Consider the following 2,185-nt stretch of genomic DNA (forward strand, 5'->3'; position numbering starts at 1 on the left):
GCGTAGCGGGCCGAGGTGTCGTAGGGCGAGACGATCGCCCGGGACGAGGGTGGCAGCCCTGGGCCGTCTTCCGTCTCGGCGGTGCGCCAGCGCAAGTGGCCTGCGGCATCGCGGTGATAGTTCTGCACCAGGATCTGGCGCAGGGCCTGGACGCGGGGGCCAAACGCGCGGCCTCCCTCGCGCTGGTAGAGGTGCTCCAGGAGCCGGACGGCGTCGTTGCCGGTGGCGAGGATCCTGGTCTTGGGCTTGGTGGGGTTCTTCCCCAGGCGGACCGGACGGCCGTAACGGCGCCCCCAATCCTCGTCGACCACCTCGTCCAGCAGGTGCGGGGCGGTGCCGGCGACTTCCTCCAGCGCGGCGCGTACCGCCTCGGTGACCATCTCCAGCCGGGTCAGGTCACGGACCGCGGCCAGGACATGGGTGGAGTCGGTGCGTTGCGTGGTGCGCTCGCGCACCAGACCGGCCTCCCTGAGACGGGCCAGCGCGAGGTCGAGGAGGCGGTCGGCGCGGTCGCCTTCGGTGAGACGGTCGCGGAAGTCGGCCAGCACGCTGAATGGAAAGTTCCCCAGGTCACGGGCATGCTGACGCGTTCATTGGCCAGAGCTTGAGATGGCGGTCAGCTTGCGGGGGTGAGAGTGACATCGTGGCCAAGCGCGTTGAGTTGGCGCACAAGGTCGCGAGTACGGCGTTTCGGGTCGATCAGGCGTTCGTGGTAGTCGGAGCCGAGGTCGCAGAAGGTGGTGTCGGGATCATTGATCAGGTGCCAGGCGATGATCAGGATTGAGCGAGCGACGGCGACCAGGGCCTTCTTGCGCCCGCGGCGTTTGACGATGCGTCTGTATCGCGCGCCGAGGTAGGTGTCGGTTCGGGCAGCGGCGCTGGCTGCTTCACCGAGGGCACTCTTGAGCCAGGGGTTGCCCCGGCCGGTCGGACTGGACCCGCGTTTGGCACCGGACTGCGTGGTCCGCGGGGTGAGCTTGGCCCAGCTGGCCAGGTGATCTGCGGTGGGGAACACCGCCATGTCCGGGCCGAGTTCGGCCAGCAGGATGTGGGCGGTGGTGGGTCCGACACCGGGAATGGCATCGAGCCGCTCGACGAGCGAGGGCCCGGGGCGTGTGTGTTCCTCCGGTCCGGGCAGGTCCTGAACAGCGGCGGTGATCTGCTCGTTCAGCCGTGCGATCTGCCCGGTGAGGTGGTCGATGCTGTCCAGCAGTGTCTGGCAGAGGAAGCTGTGGTGGTCCTCGAACTGCCCGGTCAGAGCGTCGGCCAGGGTGGCCTTCTTGCGGACCAGATTGCCGCGGGCCAGATCGGCGAGGACGCGGGGGCTGCGTTCGCCGGCGATGAGGGCGGCGAGCATGTCCCGGCCGGAGGCGCCGAACAGGTCGGTGAGCACGCTGGTCACCTTGATCTGCGCATCCTCCAGGATCTTCTCCACCCGCTGCTTGTGCCGAGAGCGCTCTTGGTTGAGGGCCGCGCGCAGGCGGGTCAGGTCACGCAGTTGCCGCACCGGTTTCGGCGGCACGAACGAAGGGCGCAGCATGCCCCGCTCGGTGAGCCTGGCCAGCCAGACCGCATCCAGCTTGTCCGTCTTGGGCCGTCCCGGAACGTTCTTCACGTCACGGGCGTTGACCAGCCAGCATTCCAGGCCGCGGGCTTCCAGCAAGAAGAAGTACGGCTTCCAGTACGCGCCGGTGGCCTCCATCACCACCCGGGTGACACCCTGGCAGACCAGGCGGTCACCCAGCTCCAGAATCGCGGTGGTGGTCGACGGAACGTTCCACACCTCCTGGACCCGACGTCCCGTCCGGGTCGCGTGGGGCAGGCGCATACACACCATCCCCGACGCCTTCGCGACATCAATCGCCGCGACCCTCTCCACCAAGTCCTCAGTCGTGCCGAGCTCTTGTGTCTCTGGCACCATCCTCACCTCGCTTCCACTTGGATGCATGACAGGCGGCGGCTGCCCATGGAGCGGAGGGGACATCGGCAAGCTGAATGGCGTGCTCGAGGCAACAGTGCACGGCCCCTCAGGCCAGCTCCGGCGTCAGACTGTGGTGCGGGATCCACCCCCCAAGGTGCTGCCGACGTCGACGGACAGCCGCCGACCCCATTTTCACGCCGGGGCAAGGCGTCACGCAGGGATACGCAAACTGTGGTGGAAGCCGGGGTCGTCCAACTCCATGGC

Annotated in this window: 1 protein-coding gene and 1 pseudogene; both read right to left on the reverse strand. The window is 68.1% G+C overall.

The features are described 5' to 3' along the window. A pseudogene (locus IEZ19_RS49570) lies at positions 1 to 548 on the reverse strand (IS1182 family transposase); the annotation flags it as partial. A gap of 68 nt (positions 549 to 616) precedes the next feature. Next, complete coding sequence (locus tag IEZ19_RS49575; protein WP_308429111.1) at positions 617 to 1,948, reverse strand: IS110 family RNA-guided transposase; 1,332 nt, start codon at positions 1,946 to 1,948, stop codon at positions 617 to 619. Positions 1,949 to 2,185: the final 237 nt, after the last annotated feature.

The sequence above is a fragment of the Streptomyces brasiliensis genome, assembly GCF_014647875.1.
In the GTDB taxonomy this organism is placed as follows: domain Bacteria; phylum Actinomycetota; class Actinomycetes; order Streptomycetales; family Streptomycetaceae; genus Streptomyces; species Streptomyces brasiliensis.

Coding starts and splice junctions, on each gene's coding strand:
- IEZ19_RS49575 (WP_308429111.1), bottom strand. CDS start 1,948: ATGCATCCAAGTGGAAGCGAGGTGAGGATGGTGCCAGAGACACAAGAG.